The sequence below is a fragment of the Chryseobacterium hagamense genome (assembly GCF_007991455.1).
GTDB classification, from domain to species: domain Bacteria; phylum Bacteroidota; class Bacteroidia; order Flavobacteriales; family Weeksellaceae; genus Chryseobacterium; species Chryseobacterium hagamense.
Genome location: NZ_BJYJ01000028.1, coordinates 1 through 23,088, shown reverse-complemented (window position 1 = coordinate 23,088; position 23,088 = coordinate 1). Strand labels below are relative to the sequence as shown.

Below are 23,088 nucleotides of genomic sequence, written 5' to 3'. Positions count from 1 at the left end.
TTAATCAAATATTAAGAATTTGCGATTTCTTTTACATTCCCGGTTCTTTTCAGGAATCCCCAGGACTGCATTTCGCCTTTCAGCGCTCTTCTCAGGCTTCGGAACAGGACAATGTACATCAGCCACCGGTAGCCGAATCGCTGCGGAATCACATAGACCAGGTAAATGAGCTTCTCACGCTGCATGATGAAGGCAATAAAGGCCAGTGAGGCATCCACCAGTAAGAATATGAGATAATAGCTGAATATCTTTCCGCCGTTTCCTGATAACAGGCCGAAAAACATAATAAGATCAGCCATCGGCGAGAAAAAAGGAATGATATACTGGAACAGCAGAATGTTCGGCATTGCCCACAATCCCAGCCCTTTGTATTTCGGGTTCAGGAAGGTATGTCTCTGTTTCCAGAACATCTGCATAATGCCGTAGGTCCATCGGAAGCGCTGTTTTAGAAACTGTTTTACAGTTTCAGGTGCTTCGGTGACGGCTACCGCCCTGTTTTCATTGGCCACGGTATATCCTTTTCTCAGAATTTTCACGGTAATGTCACAGTCTTCAGCAAGGGTATCGGAAGAATAGCCTCCCACTTTTTCGACAACGGATTTTCTGAAAGCCCCGATAGCTCCCGGAATCACCGTAATCGCATTGATATCGGCATACGCAAGCCGGTCGAAATTCTGGCTGGTCGTATATTCGATCGACTGCCATCGGGTGAGCCAGTTGACGGTATTTCCCACTTTCACGTTTCCAGCAACGGCAGCAATTTTATCTTCCGGAGCGGAATTTAAAAACCGGGCGATTAAATATTTCACCGCATCCTGTTCCAGCTTGGTATCGGCATCAATGCAGACCACATATTCCGCATCGGTTTCAGCAATCCCATAATTCAGGGCAGTTGCTTTCCCTCCGTTCCGTTTGCTGAAAATTTTAAGCTTCGGATTGCCGGAAAAGGCTTCTCTGGCTTTATCGTATGTCGAATCCTTGCTTCCGTCATCTACCATAATCACGTCAAAATTCGGGTAGGTCTGCTTCAGCAGATTGTTTAATGAAGAAACAATATTTACCTCTTCATTGTAAGCCGGAACGATGATTGAAACCTTCGGATAGGATTCCAGTATTGGAAAAACCCCTAACTTTTTTTCTTTTTTCCTTTCCCGGAATGCCCAGTACAGCATAATGAAAAGCCTGATCAGACCTAACCCGATGAAGATCGTAAACAGGGCCACCAGGAAGTGACTGATTCCGTAGATCACCGTTGCAAGAATGAGGTTCAGCTGCATCACATAATAAGCTTTTGTCTTCGGCACCTCAGGCATCAGTTCGTTTTTGCTTTTATGCAGGATGCTGGTCAGGTTGGTGAAGTGGTAACCCTGCTTTTGTAAGGTAGGAATAAGAACTTTCAGTGCCTTCACGGTTTCTTCCCGGGTATCTCCGCCCGCGTCATGAAGAAGGATGATGTTTCCCCGTTCCGCTTTTATTCCGGCCATTACCCTTTTTACGATTTCATCGGCTTTTATTCCGGGCTGCCAGTCTTCAGGATCGATGTTTTCACCGATATCCAGGTAATTCTGTTGTCTTGCCAGCGCTACAGGAATAATCTCCTCTGAAGTCGTCGGCTCGGAATCCGCATTATACGGAGCCCTGAAAAGGATGGTGCTGTGTCCGGTGATACACTCGATCAGCAGCCTGGTCAGTTTCATTTCGAGCAAAGCTCTTTCGGGGCTTACTTTCGCCACATTTTCGTGGGTAAAGGTGTGGTTTCCTATTTCATGGCCTTCCCGGTAAATCCTTTTCACCAGGGGAAGATTTTTCTCAGCATTCAGGCCGACCAGGAAGAAGGCGGCCGGAACATGGTATTTTGAAAGAACATCCAGCACCTGCGGCGTATAGGTTTCATCCGGACCGTCATCAAAGGTAAGCACCAGTTCTTTCTGGGGAGCTCCGCCGTACTTCCTTACTTCGTAGGAACTTGGATAGGTGATGTAGTTTTCGTCGGTGATAATTTTTTCTTTCGGATCGATTTCCACAGCAATTTTCCCGTCATGTGGGGTATTCAGCACGTCCAGCACTTCGCCGTCGCCGATATAATCCACCATGGTCTGGCCTTTTACATTTTCCAGCAATCTTAAATTTAATTTTGAAAGTCCTGCAGACGTCAGGTCTTTATCATAAAAATTCCAGATCCGGCTGTCCTCACTTCCGAGCCTCCAGAGTGCGGTACCGGCCAGCGGATATTCGGAGGAGAAGCGCATCGTGTTAAAAATGGATGCCGCATCATTAAAAAATACGGTGTGGGTATTATTCTTCGAATCGGTATACGAATAATTCAGGTTGAAGGTATTGTCGTCAAAATTGATTTTCGCTTTACTGGCACTAGCCTTCGTGATGGCCTGCATGTAGGTGACGGAGCTGTTGTCGTCTTTATTTGTACTCCAGTCGTAACCATAGGCCCCTAATCCCAAAATAATTTTCTCCGGGGAAGTTTTCGTTAAAATTTTCCCGGTCTGTGCTTCGATCCATTTCTGGGATGAAACCGGCCCGGCATCGCTGTCGGCGGAATATTCATCATAAGCCATCAATATAAAATAATCCACATACGGATTCAGTCTTTCAACATTATAATCGTCGTTCTCCGTCATGATATCCATGGAAACCAGAAGGTTGTTCTGCTTGAAAGTGGCCGAAAGCTCCTTCATGAAAGCAATCAGGTTTTCATCGGAATCCAGGTTCATATCCTCAAAGTCGATGTTGATCCCTTTAAAATGAAGCTTCTGGCACTGCTGTTTCAGCTTCCGGATAAGCTGCGTCCTTTTAAGGGGATCTTTCAGCACTTTCCCCAATCCTTCCGAGTGGAATTCCTGATTGGAGTTGTTACTCAGGATCGGCATCGTGGCCACACCTGTTCTTCTGATGATTTTATAACCTTCAGGATCCACATTGGTCTTCAGGTCTCCGGTTTTGGGATCCAGGAAAAACCATTCCGGAAAAACCAGGTTCACATGTCTGATATTTCTCTTTAATGACATCAGGGACTGGGGATCCCAGGCCACATAAAAAGCGGAACGGATCCCGCCGGGAAACTGGGACCAGTTGCGGTTCTGGTTTTGCAGCCTTTCGGCTCTCGCTTTTTTAATCTTCGCAAGATTGGTATGGATGTTTTTTTCAGAAATAAAACTCCTGAAACCCTTGTACTCTTTGGAGATCTTATTCTCCTGAAGATAAGGTTTGCTGGCGGTAATTACTGCTTTGTAATCTTCTTTGAAAGGTATTTTCGGACTTCTGCCGAATTTCATCATCACCCCTAAAGCCAGAAAAAGCAGCACGGCAATGAAAATAAATATACGGCTGCCCCACTGCACATTTCTCCAGCGTTTTTTGTTGTCGGTCTGAAAAATCTGTTTTGAATTTCCCACGATTTGTACTTTTTATTTTGGATTACAAAAGTCGTGAAATATCAGCTTGTATTTAATTAAAAAATTATTAAAATTAAACGTTACATTCAGTTATTAACAAGAATTCCTATCAAATCCTGAATTATCTTCTGCGAAACAAAATGCATGAAATCCTGTCTTTCCAGGTGAGGCATGTATAATCTGGAAGTTACTTCCTGCTCATGGATCCGTACGGTATAGAAAACCGTTCCCACCTCATTGCCGTCCTCTCCTTTTCCGGGTCCCGCTACACCAGTAGAGGACAGTGAAATATCGGTGCCGAATAATTCCTGACAACCCGCCGCCATTTCCGCAGCTACCTGTTCACTGACTACCGTATATGCCTCCACCGTTTCTCTTTTTACTTTGAGGATATCAATCTTCTTTTCGGTGGCATACGGAACAATTCCGCCAAGAAAATAGGCAGAACTTCCGGGAACCGAAATGATCATTTTAGCCAGCTCTCCTCCGGTACAGCTTTCTGCCGTAGAGAGGGTAAGTTTTCTTTCCGTTAAAATTTCGGCAAGGATCTTTTCTATTTTATCTTCGGAAGTGGCAATGACGTTATCTTTGATTAAAGGCAAGAGCTTATGGATCTCCTCTTCCAGTTGCTGCTGCAGGATTGCTTCATTATTGCCGGTTGCCGTTAACCGCAGTTTAACCCGGGTTCCTACCGGCAGGTAAGAAAGGGCCAGATTCTCAGGCAATGCCAGTTCCCAGCTTTCGATGGTATCCGCCAGGATACTTTCGGGAATACCGACTACGGAAACAATCCTTGTTGAAATATAATTCAGACTGAATTTCTCCTGAAGATAAGGAATGATCTGGTCTTTGATCAGCGGTTTCACTTCATAAGGAACCCCCGGAAGACTGAACAGCAGTTTCCCGTTCTCTTCCATCATCGTACAAGGTGCCGTACCGAAGTGGTTCTGAAAGACCCTGGATTTTGCAGGTACGAAAGCCTGCTCCCGGTTCCTTTCCAGTATTTCCAGGCGGCCGCGCTTTTCCATGTAGGCTTTCAGATGATTGAAGGTGGCCTCATCCAGGGCAAGCTCATCATTGAAAAATTCGGCAATGGCCTTTTTGGTTTTATCGTCGCGGGTCGGTCCCAGTCCGCCGGTAGTGATGATCACGTCGCCGGTTCTGAAGGCAGTCTGTATGGTTTCTTTGATGGTTTCAATTTCGTCGCAGATCGTAAAGATCTGTGAAACTTTTATCCCGATGTTTTTAAGTTCGTTTGCAATAAAATTGGAATTGGTGTCTACCGTGTTCCCCGAAAGGATTTCATCACCGATAGTGATCAGAACAGCATTTTTCATATAATATAAGTCGAAAAAATTTCTGCACAAATGACGGAAATTTATGATTGCCGGGCAATATAAATTGATTTTTTCTATTTTTGACGGATATTGTTAAAAACGATGATAAAGTATGGCTAAATATGACGATGCTTCATGGCATTATGGCGGAGATTTCCCCGAAGGACTTTCTGAAAACAATGGGGCTACCCACACGGGAATGTTCCTGAACTGGTGTATCAGTAAAGGCCTGATTTCCGAAGATCTGAAGGAAGATGCTGAGGAGGAAATCGGAAAAATCAAACGCCGTGAAATAACGGGCGCTGAATTTGTGATGGACTGTATGGACGGAAAATTTTCTGAATCCGATCTAAATCCGATGGGAAATGCCTTTGCGCAGGATTATTACAAGGACGAAACGGATTTCGGAAACCGGTTCAGTTCATTTGCAGACGATTACGTCAACCTCTTTGATACGAAAGCCGAAGAGAATGATTACGAATATGAAACCTTCTATCATATTGAAGATACCTATGAAAACTATGATCTGATGAAGCAGGTAATCGATCACCGTTTTGAGGAATGGAAAGAGTATAAAGGTTTAAACTGACAGTTAACCTTTAAATATTTTAACACATAAGAAACATAAGATTTCAGGATTTCAGCTTTGAAAATATTTTAGAGCACATAAGACAGAAAATCTGAGATTTTCTTTGATGACCCGCTTTTTTCATTCCGTAGTAATTTACATATAATGTTATCAGCTGCATGGAAGGATTCGCATCCGGACTCCTACGGAATAACAGAGTTTATAATAATCTTTATATCATAACATAATCTCAGATTAGGAATGATTTTTATGACATGACAATTTTCTGATAATTACCTCATCACTCAGTCATGCTTCACCCAGATCAGTTGATCCGTATTGTAGCCGATACTTTTGGCTTTTGCCAAAAACCTCTGCTTAATACTTTCGGGAATTTCTTTGGTCCGGGAAAGGATCCACAGGTATTTTAAATTGTTTCCCATAATTAATGCGTACCGGTAATTATCATCGATATCAACGACATTATAGCCGGCCCAGATCGGTTTAAAGAAAGAAACTTTCAAACGGGCTTCATTTTCACTGTTTACGAAACGGGCCTCGCCGACAGATTCTTTCCATTCTTTTTTCACATAATTGTAGCCTCTGTTATCGACTTTAATGGTGCCGTCAGAATTTCTGGAATAAGTGGCCGTTGTGTTATCCATATTTTTCTCGAATTTAAAATCGAAACGGGCTATTTCATACCATTTACCCAGATACTGATCGGGTTTGAAATTCTGAACGGCTGTGGCACCTTTAGGAATTCCTACGGAACAGGAGTTTAAAATCATCAGTCCTAAAATTCCCAGTGAAACGGGAATCGCGATTTTCTTCAGCATTTTCATAACAGAATATTTTTGTGGTATCCTGAATTCTTCAAAAATGGTGCCTGAAAGATTTCCTGTTTTTCCGCTTTAAGAAAAAACTCTAAAGAAAGTATCCTTGAAACTGCCGGAGACCTCGATCTCGGTATCGTCGGAAAGGGTTACAGTTCCGCTTTTATGGTAAGATTTTACAAAACGCGTATTGATGATGTGTGAACGGTGAACCCTTACGAATGGCGCTTCAAGCAGATCGTCGAAATGTTTCAGGAAACGGCAGACCATTTTTCTGGAACCGTCCGTAAGATACACCTGGGTAAAATTGCCATCCGCCTGTAGCCTGATGATGTCTTCTGTCTTTACGACGTCAAAACCCTGTAAGGTAGGAAGGATCAACTGTTGTTTCTCCGGTTTTAATTTTAAATTTTCGAGCAATATCTTATTCCGGTTGAGCTCTTCCTTGCTCTCAATGCTTTCTGCCGCTTTGTTTACGGCTACAATAAGCTCCTGAATATCGATGGGCTTCAGGATATAGTAGCTTGCCGATTTGTTCAGGGCCTGCAGGGAGTACTGTGAAAAAGCCGTAATGAAAATGGTTTCATAGGAAAAGTCTTTGGTGGCTTCAAGCACATCAAAGGCATTCCCGAAGGGCATTTCGACATCCAGGAAAACAAGCTGCGGTTGTTTATCGGTAATCAAAGGAACAGCCTGTCTAATGTTCTCCGCTTCCCCTAAAATTTCGACCTGCGGGCAGTATTTGGTGAGATAGCTTCTCAGAACCTCTCTGGCCATCAGTTCATCGTCTACGATTACGGCTTTTATTTTCATTTGTTCATCAATTTATAGGTGATTTCCACAGCAACGCCCTGTGCATTTTTCTTATCCGTGATCTTACACTCTATTTCCTGATTATATAGATCATTTAACAGCGATATTCGTTCCACGGTATTTTTCATGCCCCGCCCTTTACGGGCTTTCTGGTGTTCCGTTTTCTGTTTTTTGCTTTCTTCGATGCCGATGCCGTTGTCTTCCACTTTGATTTTCAGCTGTTGGTTTTCCTTTTCAAAACGCAGGGAAAGAAATCCTTTGTCGGTCCGGTACCGGAGTCCGTGCCAGATGGCATTTTCGAGGAAGGGCTGTACAAGCATTCCGGGAACGTTCAGGCTTTGCGTATTCAGGCTTTCATCCACTTCAATTTGATAATCGAATTTATCGGCGAAGCGTGTTTTTTCCAGCGCCAGGTAATTCTGCAGAAGGTCCAGCTCCTGCTGAAACGGGATGAAATCTTCCGTGGAATTTTCCATCACGCCGCGCATCAGCTTTGAAAATCTGGTGAGATACTGGTTGGCTTCCAGTTCGTTATTCGTCGCAATAAAATGGTTTACCGAATTTAAGCTGTTGAAAATAAAATGCGGATTCATCTCACGGCGCAGCGATTGCAAGGCAATCTTTTTATTTTTTACCTGAACTTTTTTCAGGGTTCTGAAAATGAAAATGCTTAAGGCTGTTAAAATAGCCAATGCGGCCATCAATCCGTAATTGAAAATATTCTTTTTACGGATCAGTTCATCCTTCAGCTCTTTTTCTTTTTCGAGCTGGGTAATCCGCTGTTCGGTATCTTCCAGTACTTTTTCATCGACCAGGCTTTTATCTTTGCCCACGAGCTCAGGAAGATTTCCCAGGAAATCACGGTAAAGCCTTACCGAAGCATCCGTATTTCCGGAAATCCCGTATAGGCTGTCGAGTTTCCTTACGCTCTTCTGCGCGTCCAGGGTATGGCCTTTTTCAAGGGCGATGCCGTACGACTTTTTCAACAGGGCGATGGCTTCTTCCGGATTATTTTTCTTAATGTAAATATCTGCCAGTTCCCGGATCTGCTCGACTTCCTTTTTAGAGTTTTCCTTTACGAAATTTTCTTCTAACACTTTCTTTTTTGCTTCAATGGCCTTGTCAAACTTCCTGTGGTCTACATAGAAATCTGTCAGTTTCCGGTTGATTTCCAAAGCCTGCTGCGGCGCTTCCTTCTTGGATATCTGATAAGCACTGGTCAGATTGGCTTCTGCTTTCGGAATGTCATTCTGCTGAATGTTAACATCCGCCATCTGGCTGTAGCTCGTTGCCAGTGCACCGTTGTCTTTTTCCTTTTCGTTCAGCCGGATGTTGCTCCGGATGGCTTCTTCCTTTGCTTCGGGAGAACTGACGGAGAGCCGGGTCGCATCATTGGAATTGAGAACCCGGCTTTTAGGCGAACTGACTTCTGCCGCCCTGCTGTAATTGCTGATGGCCGGGGTGATCCTATTCTGTTTTTCCTGGGATTGCGCCAGTTTACGACTTGTTTTTTCGATGTTGGGCCGGTCGTCCAATTTTTCATAAATGGTTTTAGCCTTTGTATAATATTCTTCACTCTTACGGAAGTTTCCGTCCTTGAAGAAGGTTTCACCGATGTTGTAATAGGAATCGGCCTGTGCAGATTCATCTTTGGTATCGACCGCCTTTTCCAGTTTTTTGGTCTGCATCCGTACCTCCCCCACAACATTACCGCTCTGGGAATAAGCCATATTTCCAAAAGCCACTGAAAAGAAAACGGTAAAAAGTCGGAGCATTTTCATAAAACAAAGATAGACATATCTGGGATTTACGGGAAACGGTTCACCAAGTGAAAACGGATACCCACCAAGTCTGCCGTTTTTATCCATGATTCCGAAATTAATTTTACGGCAGAATTTTAAATTTAATGATCATGAAAAATTTTTTACCGTTAATTTCGGTTTTGTGCTTTCAATTGTCTTTCCCGCAGGTTTCAGGCAATATCAATTACAGAAACCGGATGCAGTATTCCGAAAATAATATCAATGTCGCAGATCCCGTTATTGCACAGACCGTTAACGAAAGCATCATCAGCGTAAAAGGTCTGGCCAATGTAAAAGCGGAAGAATACGTTGCGATCTTCAGCATTACCCAGGTTGCAGAAAGCGCCGAAGAAGTGAATGACCTGATCGACCGCCGCATTACCAGTTCGCTGGAACACATTAAAACACGGAAAGGAGTCGAAACTTACGTAGACATGATTTCGTTTGTGCCCGTTTACCAAGAAAAACGTCGAGTAAAAAGACCTACAACGAAGTACCCGCAGGATTTGAGCTGAAGAAAAACATCCATATTAAATTTACCGATCCTTCGCAACTGAACGATTTCATCTCCATTTTATCCAAAAACGAAATTTATGATCTCGTACGCGTCGATTATTTTGCCGGTAACATGGAAAGCATCAGAAAAGAGCTGATCCGTAAAGCAACCCTGGCATTACAGGAAAAAATAGAAAATCTTCAAAACCTGCTGGGTGAAAATTTCGGGAAAGCAGAAAAAAATGTGAGCGACGGCTTCAAGGTTACCCTGCCTACGGAAATGTACCGGACCTACGAAGCCTATAACAGTTCTTCACTGGCTCTGGCGAAGTTTTCCAGTGTCAGTCAGGCCGCCAAGTCCGTCACTTCCTATTACCAGCCGGTCCTGGACAAAGAATTCGATTTTGTTATTGGTCCGGTTATTCATGAACCCGTTATTCAGGTGATGTATGAGATTAAATTAAATATCAGAAGGAATCCGGGCACAGGAAAAGTAGCGGAACAACATTCATTCGAGAAAGAAAAAAAACGGTTCAGGTTATTTTAAGGGATGTTATCAAAAGCTTTATTTTTCGTATCAAAACCTTAATATTAATTGAAATTCCGTTAACAGTCAATCATTTAGCATTGAGTATATTTGTTTAAAACCAAGCATGATTATGAAAAAAGCTTTTTACTTTCTGGGCTTATGTACTCTATTCCTGCAAAACTGTTCTTTCCTGGAACAGAGCGATTTTATGGAAACGAAGATTATTTCCAGCGACCTTAACGAAAAGATTATCTATAAATATTACCAGACGGGCATCCACCAGTATAAAGTCGATTTTTACTCGGTGGACCGGTCAGGTTCTACGCGGTTGTTCGGACATTACATCAGTGATGCCTTCCTGTCCTCCGATACCTACCACATCTCCGAAAATAATGATGAACTGATCATCAGGACAAAGCTTTTTCCGGACGCTAAAAAACTCGTTACCAGGAGCGGAAAATCAATTATTCTAACAAACCGGTAAACACAGTCAGCAGGATTTCTTATTTCCTGCCATTCACCAAGTGAAATCCGCTTTTCACCCAGTTCCATGGGATTCCGTTTTTATTCTTTGTAATTTTACTATAGAAATTTAAAATTAAAAACAGGAAATTATGAAATGGAGACATTTTTTACTGATCGGATTTTTAGTATTCGGAAGTCTGATCAATGCGCAGGAGATTAAAAAGAATTTTATTGAAGTAACAGGCGTTGCCGAAATGGAGGTGGAACCGGATGAGATTATCTTCAACATCGGAATTAAAGGCGATAATAAAAACCAGCTTGCCGATAATGAAAAACAGCTGTTCGAGATTTTAAAGAACAACGGAGTGAAAAACGAAGACATCAAATTCAAATCGATGTACCAGAACATTTATTCCAAAACCAAGATCTTTACCAAAAGCCTTGAGTTTAAAGTAACGAAAAAGGCGAATATGGGAAATCTGTTTGAAAGCCTGAACCAGAAATGGGTTACCAGCATCAACATCAGCGAAATTAAGAATACCAAAATCGCCGATTTCAGAAAAACGGTAAAAGTGAATGCTTTGAAAGCAGCTAAAGAAAAAGCCGACTACCTGCTGGAAAGTATGGGTAAAAAAACGGGAAATCCCCTTGAAATTGTAGAGATGGAAGATTATACCAGCGACACTGTGCTTCCGATGGCTTACAGGAGTAAAGTAGCCAATGTTCAGCTGGAAGCTGCCGATGCCAATGTAGACTATTCGTTTGACAATATTGATAACATCAAGCTGAAATACAGCATCAAAACAAAATATGAAATCCTTTAGAAACAATTGATAAAGGGCCTACGTTCCTTCATCAGGTATCTATATTTTAAGTGTGCAGCCCGTGATTTAACCGTCACGGGTTTTTTCATCTTTAAAAAAAACAAATTACAGATGATACATCAGAATTTTTTAAATAAAATAAATAATTCATCTGTGGTACCACGAAAATTTAATTATTGGTTCACTTTTTGTTAACCTTCAACTGAACCACCTAACAAATATACGATATGATAACGATTATTTCAGAAGCTCCGGAAAATGTTGCTGCTTTCAGCGCAACGGGAGATGTAACAAGAGAAGATTTTGAAAACTTTGTACTTCCCCATGTACAGAAAAAGGTGAATGAGTACAATGAGCTGAATTATCTATTGTATCTTGATACGGACCTGGACAAATTTACCATGGGCGCCTGGCTGCAGGATGCTATTTTAGGACTGAAAAATTTGACCCAGTGGAACAGAGCCGCCATTGTGACAGACAAAGAAGGAGTACAGAATTTCACTGATATTTTCAGTGTGGTCATGCCGGGAGAATTCAAGTCCTTCCCAAAAGGAAACCTTTACAATGCTTTGTACTGGTGTAAAAACGGGAATGAAGTAGAAGCGTAAACAGCTTATTATAAAAACAATTGAGGACTGTCTTTTTAGGCAGTCTTTTTTGGTAGATTAAAAGGCTGCTCCCGTACGGAACAGCCTTTATTTTATCTATTGATCACACGAAACGCATCCGGCAGCTAATTCGCCTTTATTTAATTTCTGTGAAGCATACAGCTGCTTGTACCGGAAAGCAATGACCAGTCCGATAAGTGTCATTCCTACTCCGACCAGGGACGGATAATTATAGGCATACCCTTTCTGCAGCGGAATCCCTCCTAAGAACGCGCCCATCGCATTGGCACAGTTGAAGGCGGCCTGCATAAAGGCTGCAGCCATCATCTCACTTTTTGGTGCCGCCTTCATCATCATGATGTTGATCGGTGCCGCTACCGACATGGATAGAGCCCCGCAGATAAAGGTGAGTACCAAAGAGACAACGGTATATTCCGAAAAGAAGAATACCCCGGCCAGTGAGACCATCATCAGAGTCATCAGCAGGACACAGGTTTTTTCAGGGTTAAGCCTGTCTGACAAATAACCGCCGACCAGGTTTCCCACCACCATTCCCGCTCCGGCCAGGATCATCACATAAGCCATCCGGCTTTCTTCAATCCCCGAAACGATCGTCATCAGCGGCGTGATGTAGCTGAACCAAGTAAAAAGACCACCGAACCCGATGGCTGTAATCATCAGCACCAGCCAGGCCTGTTTTCTTTTAAGAAATTTTATTTCTTCCGTAAAACGGGTGTCCTGATTGGTTTCCAGTACCGGAAGCCAAAGCTTTAAAAACAGCAGGGCCAGCAGTCCGATTACCGAAACGATCGCGAAATACCATCGCCAGTGGAAGGTATGTCCGATATAGGTTACCAAAGGAACCATCGCGAGGTTGGCAATGGTAAGCCCGGTAAACATCAGGGAAATGTAAAATGCCTCCTTGCCTTTGGCCGCCATTCTGGTAGCCACCACCGTTCCTACTCCGAAAAATGCACCATGCGGAAGCCCCGAAAGAAATCGGATGATCATCATGGTCGTGTAATCCGGTGCAACAGCCGATAAAGCATTGAATATGGTAAAAATGATCATGAGGGCGATCAGCACCTTCTTCGGTGGAAACTTTACCGAATAACCGATCAGCAGCGGTGCGCCCACCACGACCCCGAAAGCATAAGCCGAAATCAGGTGCCCTGCCTCGGGAATGCTAATCCCCAGGCTTCTTGCCATATCGGGAAGCAGCCCCATAATGGTAAATTCGGTAGTCCCGATCCCCAGTCCGCCGACGGCCAGCGGGATGATTCTTTTATCAATCTTCATTGTATTGCCTTTTAACTATTTCAAAGTGCAAAAGTCGACAGAATTTACCGGTTATACTTTAACGGAAATGATGTAAATTTGTTCTGTATTAACAATTTTAATTAAATTTAAATTAATTATTAATCAAAAGAGAACCTAATGAAAATCCAGAAGGAGATTATTGAGTTTGAAGAAGGCAAATCGTTCAAGCTGTTTTCCCCGTCGCTTAAAAACTGCTTTTTCTGGCATTATCATCCGGAAACGGAACTGGTTTACGTAGAAGCGAGCAACGGCATCCGTCATGTGGGAAAGAATATCTCAGATTTCAAAGACAGCGATCTGCTGCTGATCGGATCCAATGTGCCTCACCTCAATTTTGATTACAAGATCCAGACGGAATGTAAGCAATTGGTGCTGCAGATGCGGGAAAATTTCATTCAGGACTTTATCTTTTCCGTTCCTGAATTTGACAGGATCAAAAAATTACTGGACCGTTCCTACCTCGGCCTGTCGTTTTCAGGGGAAACCAAGCATCGGGTGGTGGAAAAGCTGCAGCGGATGAAAGATGAAAATACTTTCGCTTCTTTTATGGGGCTGATTGAAATTTTACAGATCCTGGCCCAATCCGATGAGGTGAAGGAACTGAATACGGAAGACACCCGGATCAAATGGTTCCTGAACGATAAGATCCGGATGGGAACGATCTATGATTACATCCATGAAAACTACGATAAAGCTCCCAATGTGAATGTCATCGCCGGGAATGTAAACCTCAGCACCCCTGCGTTCTGCCGTTATTTCAAGAAGCAGACCAATATGACGTTTACCGATTTCGTAAACAATTACCGGATCAACCAGGCCAAACTGCTGCTGCTCCAGAATTCAGGGATTACCGAAGTCTGCTTTCAGGTGGGTTTTGAAAGCCTCTCTTATTTTAATAAACTGTTTAAAAAATACATTGGTGAGACGCCTTCAGCGTTTAAGAAAAAACATTTAAGCAAAATAGCGCATCCTTGAATTTAAACGTAAAAATTTTAACCACAAAAGCCACAAAAAATTGTTGACACATGAGTCACATAAGATTTCAGATTAAATTATTGCGCATATTTTTAGAGCACAGAAGAAAGAAAATCAGAGATTCTCATTTATACAATGACTTAACTACGGTTCGGTGGATGCGCGAAGCCGAAGCCACATCGTTATCTGTGAAATCCGCAGATTTGTGGGAGATTTTTTAGTCATCCATATAAATACAACCGTAAACCCTTCCTGCTTATTGCTAATACTATGCTTAGATTCCATTCGGAATGACAAACGCTATGTTGAATTTTGCAGTTGTAAATTATACTCAGGTTTTAAACGACGGCAACCGATGATTGACTGTATCCGAAGCCACCCAATCCTATGGAAAATCTGCGTAAATCTTTTGCTTAAAACAAAAAAATCGCTTCAAAACTGAAGCGACTGTATTTTAATGAATATGTTTTTCTGCGTGATAGGAACTTCTTACCAGCGGTGAACTTTCCACATGCCTGAACCCAAGGCTTCTGGCAAAATCCCCGAACTCATCGAATTCTTCCGGGGTAATGAATTTTTTCACCGGAAGATGTTTTTTAGTAGGCTGCAGATACTGTCCTAAGGTAATGATGTCCACGTCTGCATTTCTGATATCTTCAATCGTCTGGAAAACCTCATCTTTCGTTTCACCCAACCCGAGCATTACGCCGGTTTTGGTTCTTCGCTGCCCTGCTTCTTTCAGATATCTTAAAACGTCAAGGCTTCTTTCGTATTTGGCCTGAATCCTTACTTCTCTGGTCAGGCGTTTTACCGTTTCCATATTGTGGGAAATCACTTCAGGAGCCACATCCACCAGCCGGTCGATGTGTTTGGTAATTCCCTGAAAATCCGGAATCAGGGTTTCCATGGTTGTTCCAGGGGAAATCCTTCTCACGGCATTTACCGTTTCCGCCCAAAGAATGGAACCCATATCTTTCAGATCATCGCGGTCTACCGACGTTAAGACGGCATGTTTGATCTTCATTAATTTGATCGAACGGGCCACTTTTTCAGGTTCGTCCCAGTTTACATCCATGGGTTTTCCGGTTTTTACGCCGCAAAATCCACAGCTCCGCGTACAGATGTTCCCTAAGATCATGAACGTCGCCGTTCCTTCGCCCCAGCATTCGCCCATATTCGGACAGCTTCCGCTCTGGCAGATGGTGTTTAATTTATATTTGTCGACCAAAGTTCTAAGTTCCCTGTAATTCTTTCCGGTAGGAAGTTTTACACGGATCCACTTTGGTTTCTGAATGGTTGTATCCTGAACTAAATTCTCCATTTATTTCTCAAATTGAGGCTCAAAGTTAGTGATTTTTTTATCGAAACAATCAAAGACCGGGATTGATGAAACCCATAATTTCGTAATTTTAAGTTTTAAATCTGATTTATGAAAAACATATTTTGCCTTCTGCTGATCTTATCCGGTACATTTTCTTTCGGCCAGAAAGAGTTTCAGCCTAAAGGTTCCGCTGTTATTGAAACGGTTGATGGTGACCTGGACGGTGATCAAATTCCTGAAAAGGTAATTATTTACAATACAAAAGACACAACTGAATACGGAAACATCCGTGAGATACAGATCCTGAAAAAAGTCAACGGGAAATGGACGATTCTGGAAAAGTCCAGAAATGCCATCCTTAGAAGCAATGACGGCGGAATGATGGGTGATCCGTATCAGAGCACCGAAATTCAGAAAGGAATTCTGATGATTACCCAGGCCGGAGGAAGCAGCTGGAAATGGGGCTACACCGATAAATACCGGTTCCGGAACGGCCGTTTTGAACTGATCGGCTATTCCTCAGGCAGCGGAAAACCGGAAGAATACTGGACGGATATTGATTTTAATTTATCCACCGGCCAGCTGAATTTTGAAAAGGAAGTGGAAAATACCAAAGAATACGGAAAATCCAAAAAAGAAACCTTGATAAAAAAAGGATTGAAAATAAATCTTCAGAACAGGAACCAGGAAAAGCGCAGGGAAATTCTGCTGCCTAAAACAAAAGAGAAAGTTTATTTGTGATTAACCGACTGATCAGAAATGCTGAGTAAATAATTAAACCCGTCAGGTTTTTATCGTCAATTTTATTATTAAAAAAAATAATTGTTTAGTTATCGTCAAATTCATTGTTTTTCAGAAGCTCTGCCAATACTTTTTTGGCACGCATCACCCGGACTTTCGTATTGGCGACTGATATTCCCAGCTCTTCGGCAATTTCCCTGATGCTTTTTTCCTCAAAGAACCGCAACTTGATAATGGCCTGATAGTTGGCATCCAGCGATTCAATGGTTTTGATGATCTTTTTCTGTTCTTCTTCAGAAATCATCAGCTCTTCAGGAGATTTTGCATAGTGGTTTTTTACCTCATCAAGATTTTCGGTCGGATCCTGGTTTTCCCTGGATTTCTTTCTCCAGAAGTCGATGATGGTATTCTGGGCAATTGTCAGCACCCATGTTTTAAACTGGAAATGCGGATCATACATATCCAGCTTGGAAAGAACTTTCGAGAACACATTGACCGTGATTTCATCAGCATCATTTTCATCATGAACCTTCTTCATCACAAAAGAAAAAACATCTACCCAAAAGATGTTGATGAGCCGGGTCTGGGCCTTCTGGTCTTTATCCTTCGCCTTACCGATAAGCTGGAATAGTTGTTCGTCGTTCATTATTAACAAATATAACTGATTTTGACGGATGCTCAAAGAGGCCATCTAAAGATCATACCTGAAAATTCCGAAACGAAAGTTCCGGGCTGAAAATACCGATTGATCACCGGAGTTTCAGGAATGATCTCTTATCCCGCTTTTTAAATCTATTTCCCACTGAATTTCTTATCTTTGCAGCTTAAATTTTAAAGCAGAATATAATGAACTCTTTTATTGAAGAACTGAAATGGCGCGGTCTTTTTGCCGACATGATGCCCGGAACGGACGAACAACTGGATAAGGAAATGACGACAGCCTATATCGGTTTTGATCCTACTGCAGATTCTTTACATATCGGGAGTCTTATTCAGATCAAAATCCTGGCGCATTTCCAGCAGCACGGCCACAAGCCGATCGCCTTGGTGGGCGGTGCTACCGGAATGATCGGTGACCCTTCGGGAAAATCTGCCGAAAGGAACCTGTTGGATGAAGCAACTCTTCTTCATTATGTGGACTGCCTGAAAAGCCAGCTTTCAAGATTCCTGGATTTTTCGGGAAGCGAGCCGAACAAAGCGGAACTGGTGAACAATTACGACTGGATGAAGAATATTTCTTTTCTTGATTTTGCGAAAAACGTAGGAAAAAATATTACAGTTAATTATATGATGGCCAAAGATTCCGTAAAGAAAAGATTTTCCGGGGAATCGGGAGCAGACGGGATGAGCTTTACGGAATTCACCTATCAGCTGATCCAGGGATACGATTTTTTACATTTGTATCAGAATAATAACGTAAAGCTTCAGATGGGAGGTTCCGACCAGTGGGGCAATATTACTACAGGTACCGAACTTATCCGGAGAAAAGCACAGGGAGAAGCCTTTGCATTGACGGTGCCTCTGATCACAAAAGCCGACGGATCCAAATTCGGAAAATCGGAAAGCGGCGAAAATTACTGGCTGGATAAAAAGAAGACATCGGCTTATAAATTCTATCAGTTCTGGCTGAATGCCACGGATGATGATGCGGAAAGGTTCATTAAATTCTATACTTTCTTAGGCAAAGAAGAAATCGGAGCACTGATCGAAGAGCACAAAACCGCTCCGCACGAAAGAAAACTTCAGAAAAAACTGGCCGAGGAAGTAACGGTTTGGGTTCATGGCAGGGAAGAATATGAAAAAGCACTGAAAGCTTCTGAAATCCTTTTCGGAAGATCGACCGCTGAAGACCTGGTAAGCCTGGATGAAGAAACCTTCCTGGAAGTTTTCGATGGGGTTCCTCAGAAAGAAGTGGCAAAAACTGATGTTCTTGGCGTGAATATCGTTGATCTTCTTTCTGAAAAATCGGGATTTCTTAAATCTAAGAGCGAAGCCATCAGAGAACTGAAAGGAAATTCAATCTCTGTAAACAAGCAGAAGATCAATGAGGTATATACCGCAAACGAAACGGACCTGATTGACGGTAAATTCCTGCTGCTTCAGAAAGGGAAGAAAAGTTACTTTATTGTAAAGGTGATCTGATTCAGATTTTCCGGAAAATATAAACGGGCGCGACGTAAAAATGTTGCGCCCGTAGTTTTTAATCAGCATTAAAAAAGCCATCCGTACAGATGGCTTCATATGATTTAAGTGAATGATCTTATAATTCCAGGAAACTGTAGAAAACAGCTGCGCTTTTATCGCCTGTTCCTACGACTTTCTGGGTTTTGGCTACCTCACCGTCCACATAGATGGTCACGATAAGTTCCGAATCAGAATAAGGAAGCGTCGCGTTGGCTGCCAAATTCAGCTGAGACTGGCTGGAGCTTACATACATATCACCGCTGGACCATGTAGTTCCCGTAGGATTGAAAGTAGTGCTCTGCCCTGTTCCGATCTGCGTTACAACGGTTTTGAAAACACCTACCACCGGAGGGTTTGCAGGAGGATTCGGGCCTTTGGTATTTATTTTTGCTTCAAACTGAATAATGTGGTCTGTATATCCGTCATCGTCATCTTTCTTACAGGAATTAACCACAAAAATTACTGAAAATAGTACAGCGAATAAAAAAGAAAGTCTTAGTAAACTTTTTGATTTGTAAAATTGCTTCATTTCTCCAAATAGATTTTTAATGTTTCAAATATAGGTTTTTTATCAATATAAAAATAACTTTTATGTAAAATTTCCAACAAAGATTTCCAAATAATATCGATTCAATAAATATTCAGAGGGCTAGGTATACTTAAATGTCCGCAAGGCTAATCCTCTGGTTTCAGACAGTTTGTCATAAGTTTCGGATTGGTGCGATCTTTATACCTTTATCTGAAATACAGCAATATTAATTATCTTTGCCCCATGAATTTAGATTACATCGTAAGAGAACCGGAACATATCACCCCCGATACCACCATTCTTTTTATGCTTCACGGCTACGGCAGCAACGAACAGGACCTTTTCAGCTTCAGGGAAACCCTTCCGGAAGACTGGATCATTATCAGCTTCCGTGCCCCGCGGGCGACTCAGTTTGAAGGTTTTTCCTGGTATGATATAAACTTTACCGATCCTGAAAAATTTGTAGACGTTCCGCAAGCGACCGAATCCCTTAACAGTGTAATGGAAAACATTTTAAAAATCGTCAACCATTACGGCATTACCCAGGGGAAAACCCACCTTTGCGGTTTCAGCCAGGGAGGAATTCTATGTTATGCACTGGCCCTGAAATATCCTGAAATGTTTAATCTTGTCGCATGTTTAAGCAGCTATCCCGAAGAAAAGCTGCTAACGGACATTGTAAAGGACAAGAAAAAGCTTGAAAGACTGAGGTTCTTTGTTTCCCATGGGACGGATGATGCTGTAATTCCTTTGGAATGGGGAAGAAAAGCAGCAGATCTACTGTATGATCTCAGCTGTTACTTCACCTTCAGAGAATATATGAGCGGCCACGGCGTAAACCAGAAAAATTACATGGATCTGATGGAATTCTTCTCAAGATAAGTTTGCAGAAAATCCATTATATTTTCCATTTTATTAAAAATATACGAACATTCCTCAGACGGGGAATGTTTTTTATTTAGGATAAAGATAAAATGATTAAATTCAGTAGATGAAACTGAGGTATCTTTTTATAGGGTTATTCTGCTGCATTTTTATAAATGCCCAGAATTCCTTTGAAGTGAATGATACCCAAAAAACAGTTATTCCCTTTCAACTCATTGCCAACCTGATTTTTATTCCGGTTAACATTGATGGGGTTGATTTAACTTTTTTACTGGATACGGGGGTTTCCGAAACATCCATTTTCAGTCTGGAAAATCAGGAATTGAAACTTCCGAATGTAGAAAAAATCAAATTTTCGGGATTGGGTGGGAACACCAGTATCGAAGGGTTCCGTTCGGATAACAATGTAGCGGGGATCGGGAAAAATTTTGTAAACCGTTCAATGACCATTTATATTATTGTCGACCAGGATTTTAACATCTCGTCTCACGTCGGAATTCCCGTCAACGGAATTATCGGTTATCATTTTTTTAAAGATCATCCTGTAGTCATCGATTATTCTTCAAAGAAAATCACGATCTATAATGACGAAAATCTATTCAGAAAAAGAATCAAAAAATTTGATAAAATCGATATCAGTATTGAGAAAAACAAACCCTATGTATTCGCCGATGTAGAAATGACAAACGAGCGAAGGCGTTGCAAATTGCTGATTGATCTCGGCAACAGTGATCCGATATGGCTCTTCCCTGTTCTTATGAAAGATTTTATCTACAACCGTCCGAATATCGACGATTATCTGGGGCGGGGATTTAATGGCGATGTCTACGGTAAAAGAAGCCGGATCCACCGTTTATATCTGGGTAAATTCAGTTTTGAAAAACCGCTTACGGCGATGCCGGACGAATTTTCGATACAGCACGTCAATCTTGTTGAAGACCGGAAAGGTTCCTTGGGGGGAGATATCATGCGGCGTTTTACCGTTGCTTTTGATTATGCCAATCAGAAAATGTATCTGAGAAAAAACACCGGTTTCAATGATCCTTTTCATTTTAACATGAGCGGACTGGATTTCCGGCAGGACGGCATGGAATGGTCGAAAGATGTAGTGACTTTGCCTGCTAGAAACAAAAATGCGCCTTCCGGCGGCATAGAAATAATCAATAACAGCCTGCAGTATAATTTTGTCCTGAAACCGGTGTTTTCAGTTGCAGGTGTCCGCAAAGATTCTCCGGGTGCCAGAGCAGGGCTTCAGAAAGAAGACCGCCTGATCAGCATCAATGGCAGGAAAACTGCAGATATGACTTTGCAGAAGATTCTGGAGATAATGAAATCCGGAGAAGGCAGAACCATCGAAATAAATATTGAAAGAAAAAATAAACCCATGACTTTCCGGTTTACACTGGAAGATCCAATACCTTATCAGGAATAATATGAATACAGAAGAAACGACCTTAGATAAAATCCGGACCCGGCCGAGGTTTACCATGTTTACGAATCTTACCAAGGAGGAATACGCAGAAAACCTTAAAAAGTACCTTTCGGAACACCGGGATGAATTTTCAGGAAACATTAACAGAGAGGTGGCCACCATCTGCGTGGAAACGGAATATGAAACTTACTGGAAGCCCAGACTTTCCCTAAGGATTGAAACTGAGGACGAAAAAACTTCCGTACGTGGTGTTTTCGGTCCCAGTTCGGCTGTGTGGACGTTCTTTATGTTTCTGTATTTTTCCTTTTCTATTCTGTGGATGGTATTTTTTTCCATGTATTATGTGGAAAAACAGATCAAGAGCCAGGAATATCCATGGGCACTTACCGCATCGTTCATTATGCTCGGCTTCATTTTACTAACCTATGCTGCAGCCAGATTAGGCCAGCATAAGGGCAAAGAAGAAATGCGCAAGCTCAGGAAGTTCGCTGAAGAATCAACTTTACCATTTGAAAAAGCGGATGCTTAGGGAGCTACGGTTTTGGTAGTCTGCGGCATTTGTTCCACGACAGCTTTTGCCGCTTTTATAGAATCCACTACCCTTTCACGGTTATCCTGTTCTTTAAGGATTTTTTCGATGTTAGGCTGGATCATCCTGGTCATTTCTTCTACCGAAACATTATTGGCATTCGGATCATTTAATAATCTTCTCCACGGCTTTCTTTTCCCCCATCCATAGTCACCGAATACCAATACAGGTGTTCCTTTGGCTTTGGTCGTGGCGCCTCCCGGATTCAACACCCAGGTATCCGCATAGCCATAAAGCCATTTGGCATCATTCATCAGCAAACGCAGGCAGGAATGGGATGCAGGATAGCCCGGCAGGTCATACTGATGCCATCCGATTCCGTCAAGATTAAAGATATTGAAGTTATAAGGCAATTTCCACTCGCTGCTTACGGTAGAGATGGCGAGTTGTTTTTTCCAGTTGGCAAAGGTAAGACCGGTTTTTGTTTTGGCATTTTTTTTACCCATGCTGGTAGGTCCCCATTTTACCAGAGTTCCGTTTGAATACACCCCAAATGCCTGGATCGGGTAGGAAAACACCACGAATTTCTTTACAGGGCTCAACACATCCAGTTGCATCGGGAACGGTGCGTATTCCATCAGTGTTGTATCTATTTTTGCCGGAACAACCAGGGTATCGGCATTCCATTTATTTTTGGAATCCAGACGGTTTAGTGCCAGGATAGCATACCGTTCTGAAACAGAATATTTTTTATTAAACACCGCAAACAGCGAATCCTTCATTTTTTTGTCTTTCGGAAAAATAAAAGCGTTGTAAAAACCATCTTCCTGCATGGCAGGCGGCATCGATTCTTTTTGAATCACCGAATCTTTTTTTGCAATTACTGAGTCTTTTTTTTCATCAGATTCATCAAGTACTGAAGAAGAAGTATCCTTGGTTTTGTCGCCGATCTTTTCTATTTCTTTTTTACAGGAAAGGAGCATGAAAGCTACACATAATACAGACAGAAAAGATTTTTTAACAGATATGTTTTTCATAAATAAGATCGAAATTATTTTCCCCAATTCAGTACAAATATCAGACCTAAAAACGGATTAAAAAAATGCATATGCAAAATACCGTAAAAATACGGGAATGAAATAATTTGTTTAAAATACATTGTCCGCTTTCAGAAGATTGAGAAGCGTTAACTGATATAATTTATTCTTAAATGTTTTAATTAAAAGTCAGAATTTATTATTTCAAAATCAAACCCCAACTTGCTGGATTGGATCAGAGTAATAGTTCAGCAGGTTTAAATTTGACATTTAAAAAGCTTTGTAGCCATCTCTATAACCCAACTGACCATAGCTTCTTTATATCCTACCTCAAATATTAAAATTAATTATCCCTTATCTGGTTCTTAGCTTTTGTGCGTCATCTGGTTTTCTTCCTATTCAGATTGACCAAACTTTTTGCCTAGTCCCCAACTTTTGCGCATGATCC

General features: G+C 41.9%; 22 protein-coding genes. 12 read left to right on the top strand and 10 right to left on the bottom strand.

Going from position 1 to position 23,088, the window contains the following annotated elements:
- Positions 1 to 11: 11 nt before the first annotated feature.
- Positions 12 to 3,410, bottom strand: coding sequence for a trifunctional glycoside hydrolase family 18/polysaccharide deacetylase/glycosyltransferase family 2 protein (locus tag CHA01nite_RS17180; RefSeq protein WP_146943624.1), 3,399 nt, complete (start codon positions 3,408 to 3,410; stop codon positions 12 to 14).
- A gap of 86 nt (positions 3,411 to 3,496) precedes the next feature.
- Complete coding sequence (locus CHA01nite_RS17175; protein ID WP_146943622.1) at positions 3,497 to 4,747, bottom strand: CinA family nicotinamide mononucleotide deamidase-related protein; 1,251 nt, start codon at positions 4,745 to 4,747, stop codon at positions 3,497 to 3,499.
- Positions 4,748 to 4,859: 112 nt separating this feature from the next.
- Here CHA01nite_RS17175 and CHA01nite_RS17170 point away from each other — a divergent pair, with 112 nt between their 5' ends.
- Positions 4,860 to 5,336 carry a DUF7832 domain-containing protein gene (locus CHA01nite_RS17170; RefSeq protein WP_146943620.1) on the top strand — a complete coding sequence of 159 codons (477 nt, stop codon included), beginning with the start codon at positions 4,860 to 4,862 and terminating at the stop codon, positions 5,334 to 5,336.
- Positions 5,337 to 5,620: 284 nt separating this feature from the next.
- On the opposite strand, the gene CHA01nite_RS17165 is transcribed toward CHA01nite_RS17170, so the two are convergent.
- From CHA01nite_RS17165 to CHA01nite_RS17155, 3 genes are all read right to left on the bottom strand, one after another.
- A complete protein-coding gene (locus tag CHA01nite_RS17165; RefSeq protein WP_146943618.1) occupies positions 5,621 to 6,160 on the bottom strand; it encodes a lipocalin family protein in 540 nt (179 codons plus the stop codon).
- Positions 6,161 to 6,229: 69 nt separating this feature from the next.
- Positions 6,230 to 6,964 (bottom strand): LytR/AlgR family response regulator transcription factor, encoded by a 735-nt coding sequence (locus tag CHA01nite_RS17160; protein WP_146943616.1) that lies wholly within the window; start codon positions 6,962 to 6,964, stop codon positions 6,230 to 6,232.
- Positions 6,961 to 8,832 carry a tetratricopeptide repeat-containing sensor histidine kinase gene (locus CHA01nite_RS17155; protein ID WP_228458443.1) on the bottom strand — a complete coding sequence of 624 codons (1,872 nt, stop codon included), beginning with the start codon at positions 8,830 to 8,832 and terminating at the stop codon, positions 6,961 to 6,963. The genes CHA01nite_RS17160 and CHA01nite_RS17155 overlap by 4 nt, the downstream gene beginning before the upstream one ends.
- 44 nt (positions 8,833 to 8,876) lie before the next feature.
- Between CHA01nite_RS17155 and CHA01nite_RS17150 the strand changes: the two genes are divergently transcribed.
- From CHA01nite_RS17150 to CHA01nite_RS17130, 5 genes are all read left to right on the top strand, one after another.
- Positions 8,877 to 9,281 (top strand): hypothetical protein, encoded by a 405-nt coding sequence (locus CHA01nite_RS17150; RefSeq protein WP_146943614.1) that lies wholly within the window; start codon positions 8,877 to 8,879, stop codon positions 9,279 to 9,281.
- On the top strand, positions 9,278 to 9,808 hold the full coding sequence (locus CHA01nite_RS17145; protein WP_373869031.1) for a hypothetical protein: 531 nt from the start codon (positions 9,278 to 9,280) through the stop codon (positions 9,806 to 9,808). The genes CHA01nite_RS17150 and CHA01nite_RS17145 overlap by 4 nt, the downstream gene beginning before the upstream one ends.
- Before the next feature lie 112 nt (positions 9,809 to 9,920).
- Complete coding sequence (locus CHA01nite_RS17140; RefSeq protein WP_146943610.1) at positions 9,921 to 10,274, top strand: hypothetical protein; 354 nt, start codon at positions 9,921 to 9,923, stop codon at positions 10,272 to 10,274.
- Positions 10,275 to 10,404: 130 nt separating this feature from the next.
- Positions 10,405 to 11,079 (top strand): SIMPL domain-containing protein, encoded by a 675-nt coding sequence (locus CHA01nite_RS17135; protein ID WP_146943608.1) that lies wholly within the window; start codon positions 10,405 to 10,407, stop codon positions 11,077 to 11,079.
- Between the two features lie 227 nt (positions 11,080 to 11,306).
- Positions 11,307 to 11,687 (top strand): SpoIIAA family protein, encoded by a 381-nt coding sequence (locus CHA01nite_RS17130; protein ID WP_146943607.1) that lies wholly within the window; start codon positions 11,307 to 11,309, stop codon positions 11,685 to 11,687.
- Between the two features lie 96 nt (positions 11,688 to 11,783).
- On the opposite strand, the gene CHA01nite_RS17125 is transcribed toward CHA01nite_RS17130, so the two are convergent.
- Positions 11,784 to 12,986 carry an MFS transporter gene (locus CHA01nite_RS17125; RefSeq protein ID WP_174771837.1) on the bottom strand — a complete coding sequence of 401 codons (1,203 nt, stop codon included), beginning with the start codon at positions 12,984 to 12,986 and terminating at the stop codon, positions 11,784 to 11,786.
- A gap of 138 nt (positions 12,987 to 13,124) precedes the next feature.
- Between CHA01nite_RS17125 and CHA01nite_RS17120 the strand changes: the two genes are divergently transcribed.
- Positions 13,125 to 13,982, top strand: a complete 858-nt coding sequence (locus CHA01nite_RS17120; protein WP_146943606.1) for an AraC family transcriptional regulator — start codon at positions 13,125 to 13,127, stop codon at positions 13,980 to 13,982.
- A gap of 454 nt (positions 13,983 to 14,436) precedes the next feature.
- Here the strand turns inward: CHA01nite_RS17120 and lipA are convergent, their stop codons facing one another.
- Complete coding sequence (lipA, locus tag CHA01nite_RS17115; RefSeq protein ID WP_146943604.1) at positions 14,437 to 15,303, bottom strand: lipoyl synthase; 867 nt, start codon at positions 15,301 to 15,303, stop codon at positions 14,437 to 14,439.
- Positions 15,304 to 15,411: 108 nt separating this feature from the next.
- On the opposite strand from lipA, the gene CHA01nite_RS17110 reads away from it, so the two are divergent.
- Positions 15,412 to 16,044 (top strand): hypothetical protein, encoded by a 633-nt coding sequence (locus CHA01nite_RS17110; RefSeq protein WP_146943603.1) that lies wholly within the window; start codon positions 15,412 to 15,414, stop codon positions 16,042 to 16,044.
- Positions 16,045 to 16,129: 85 nt separating this feature from the next.
- Here CHA01nite_RS17110 and CHA01nite_RS17105 read toward each other — a convergent pair whose 3' ends face one another.
- Positions 16,130 to 16,690, bottom strand: a complete 561-nt coding sequence (locus CHA01nite_RS17105; RefSeq protein WP_146943602.1) for an RNA polymerase sigma factor — start codon at positions 16,688 to 16,690, stop codon at positions 16,130 to 16,132.
- Positions 16,691 to 16,890: 200 nt separating this feature from the next.
- On the opposite strand from CHA01nite_RS17105, the gene tyrS reads away from it, so the two are divergent.
- A complete protein-coding gene (gene tyrS / locus CHA01nite_RS17100) occupies positions 16,891 to 18,186 on the top strand; it encodes a tyrosine--tRNA ligase (RefSeq protein WP_146943600.1) in 1,296 nt (431 codons plus the stop codon).
- 118 nt (positions 18,187 to 18,304) lie between these two features.
- Here tyrS and CHA01nite_RS17095 read toward each other — a convergent pair whose 3' ends face one another.
- On the bottom strand, positions 18,305 to 18,757 hold the full coding sequence (locus CHA01nite_RS17095; RefSeq protein WP_146943599.1) for a hypothetical protein: 453 nt from the start codon (positions 18,755 to 18,757) through the stop codon (positions 18,305 to 18,307).
- Positions 18,758 to 19,000: 243 nt separating this feature from the next.
- Here CHA01nite_RS17095 and CHA01nite_RS17090 point away from each other — a divergent pair, with 243 nt between their 5' ends.
- The 3 genes from CHA01nite_RS17090 to CHA01nite_RS17080 all read left to right on the top strand — a co-directional run bounded on the left by CHA01nite_RS17090 (position 19,001) and on the right by CHA01nite_RS17080 (position 21,603).
- The gene (locus CHA01nite_RS17090) at positions 19,001 to 19,639 is read left to right on the top strand and encodes an alpha/beta hydrolase (protein ID WP_146943597.1); all 639 of its coding nucleotides are present in this window, start codon (positions 19,001 to 19,003) and stop codon (positions 19,637 to 19,639) included.
- A 109-nt stretch (positions 19,640 to 19,748) separates the two neighbouring features.
- The gene (locus CHA01nite_RS17085; protein WP_146943595.1) at positions 19,749 to 21,074 is read left to right on the top strand and encodes a PDZ domain-containing protein; all 1,326 of its coding nucleotides are present in this window, start codon (positions 19,749 to 19,751) and stop codon (positions 21,072 to 21,074) included.
- Position 21,075: 1 nt separating this feature from the next.
- Positions 21,076 to 21,603, top strand: a complete 528-nt coding sequence (locus tag CHA01nite_RS17080) for a hypothetical protein (protein WP_146943593.1) — start codon at positions 21,076 to 21,078, stop codon at positions 21,601 to 21,603.
- Here CHA01nite_RS17080 and CHA01nite_RS17075 read toward each other — a convergent pair.
- Positions 21,600 to 22,640 (bottom strand): L,D-transpeptidase, encoded by a 1,041-nt coding sequence (locus tag CHA01nite_RS17075; RefSeq protein ID WP_146943591.1) that lies wholly within the window; start codon positions 22,638 to 22,640, stop codon positions 21,600 to 21,602. The two genes, CHA01nite_RS17080 and CHA01nite_RS17075, sit on opposite strands and share 4 nt — an antisense overlap.
- Between the last annotated feature and the right edge of the window lie 448 nt (positions 22,641 to 23,088).